The sequence below is a fragment of the Camelimonas fluminis genome (assembly GCF_014656355.1).
In the GTDB taxonomy this organism is placed as follows: domain Bacteria; phylum Pseudomonadota; class Alphaproteobacteria; order Rhizobiales; family Beijerinckiaceae; genus Camelimonas; species Camelimonas fluminis.
This window is the reverse complement of sequence record NZ_BNCG01000061.1, coordinates 7,643-9,483: the sequence shown is the minus strand read 5'-3', so window position 1 is coordinate 9,483 and position 1,841 is coordinate 7,643. Positions and strand designations below refer to the sequence as shown.

The following is a 1,841-nucleotide window of genomic DNA, read 5'->3' as shown; positions in this document are numbered from 1 at the left end:
TCAAGGTTGGTGTCGGGAATGGCTCACTGCTTCTCCGGGGTGAGGCATTGATCTGAGCCGGTCCGAATTGACGGTGGTTTGAGAAAGCCGGCCTGGTTTGGCCGGTTTTTTCATGTGTCTGCGGTGAGTGCGTGACGGGGCCATACGATGCGGGTCACGGCGCCAGTTGCAGGCAAGGGAGCGTTCTGGAAGGTGATCAGGGCGCCGCTTCGTTCGAGCAGCGTCTTTGCAATGAACATCCCCAGGCCCAGTCCGCCGCCTTCGCGCGAATGCTCTCCGCGGTCTTTCGTCCGTCTCGTCGACACGTATGGATCGCCGATCCGGTCAATTACGTCTGGCTGGAACCCAGGGCCATCATCCTTGATTTCAAGTGCTATGTGGGTCGGGTTCCAGATGGCGTGAATGGCAACCTGGGTGCGGGCGAATTCGGCTGCATTGTCGAGGATGTTGGTCAGGGCATGAATGATCGCCGGAGTTCTCACGGCTAGAGGCTCTGGACCCTCGCCGGATTTGGTGAAGGATATTTCGCGTGAGGATCTGTGATTGTCGGATACTACCTGGTCAATGAAGACGTCCAGCGACAGGTGGTCGAGAAATTCGTCGGATCGTTCGTCCCGTTCCGTCAGTTTTGTCAGGATTTTCCGGCAGCGGTCGACTTCATCAAGAATGAGTTTGAGATCGGAGCGCGCGTCCAGGTCGGCAGATGGGGCGCTTGCCATTTCGTGAGCCACGAGGGCAATGGTGGTGAGAGGTGTTCCGAGCTCGTGCGCGGCGGCCGCGGCGAGGCCATCGAGGCGGAAAAGGTGCTGCTCGCGTTCGATGATCCGTTCCGTTGAGAGCAATGCGCTGGAAAGCTTTCGCGCCTCCTCGGCCACTTTGAGTGTGAACATGGAGGAGAACAGCAGGGTCAGGAGGATTGCTGTCCATATGCCTGCGAGGTGCAGTATCGGAGTCCGGTATTCCTCTCCAGGCACCCAGGGAAGGGGCTCTGAATCAAAAAGGAGGAGGGTTGAGCATGCAACCGTCAGCGTGCCGAGAAGCGCTGTCCGTGAGGGTGAGAGCACTGCGGCGCTGATAATCGCCGGGCCGACGTACATAATGGCGAATGGATTGGACAGGCCGCCGGTCTGGTGAAGAAGCAGGGTGAAAATGAGGATGTCGCTTGCGAAAAGCGTTGCGGCTCCATTTTGGTGGAGCCTGTGCTGCTGTGGGTAGTGCTTCTGGAGAACGATATTTGAAATAGCGCCGATGCTGACAAGAAGCAGGCAGGCGCGCAGGTGCAGCGCAAACCCTAGTCCAAGGTACACGGTCAGCAGTACGATTGCCTGCCCGCCGATCATGAGCCAACGCAGGGTGATTAGGGTGTCTAGCCGCACACTGTAGGGTGCGTGGTAAGAGGTGTTCGGCATAACAGCTTCCGGTGGGTCTGGCAGGGTGCATACCCGGGGGTTTGCTTATTCGGCAAGTGACCCGGCGGAGGGTCACGCAGAGTGCTGGTGGGGATACTGAACAGCGTAGGACGCTGGACGGCTGATGCTTTCTTTGATGTCAGCCAGATCGATGAAATTGTCCGCCTGCCGCCTGAGCGCGTCGGAGAGCATCATGGGCTGCGTCCTGAGGCTTGAGACAACTGTGACGCGGCGTCCCTTGTCCTGAATGGCCTCGATCAGGCGCCGGAAATCGCCGTCGCCGGTAAACAGGATGAGGTGGTCGATGTGTGGAGAGATATCGAGAGCGTCGACTGCAATTTCGACGTCCATGTTGCCCTTCAGGCGTCTGCCGCCGAAGTGGGTTTCGTACTCTTTGGCGATTTTCGATACGACCCGGTAGTGGTTGTAGGT

General features: G+C 58.4%; 2 protein-coding genes. Both read right to left on the bottom strand.

Annotated features, from left to right (window positions below; all coding sequences use genetic code 11):
• Positions 1-110: 110 nt before the first annotated feature.
• The gene (locus IE243_RS21190; RefSeq protein ID WP_191321301.1) at positions 111-1,409 is read right to left on the bottom strand and encodes an ActS/PrrB/RegB family redox-sensitive histidine kinase; all 1,299 of its coding nucleotides are present in this window, start codon (positions 1,407-1,409) and stop codon (positions 111-113) included.
• 72 nt (positions 1,410-1,481) lie between these two features.
• On the bottom strand, positions 1,482-1,841 hold a 360-nt coding region (locus IE243_RS21185; protein ID WP_191321300.1), incomplete at its 5' end, for an NYN domain-containing protein.

What these genes read in the sequence shown, in the direction of transcription:
- IE243_RS21190 (WP_191321301.1), bottom strand. Translation starts at nt 1,409, where the DNA reads ATGCCGAACACCTCTTACCACGCACCCTACAGTGTGCGGCTAGACACC.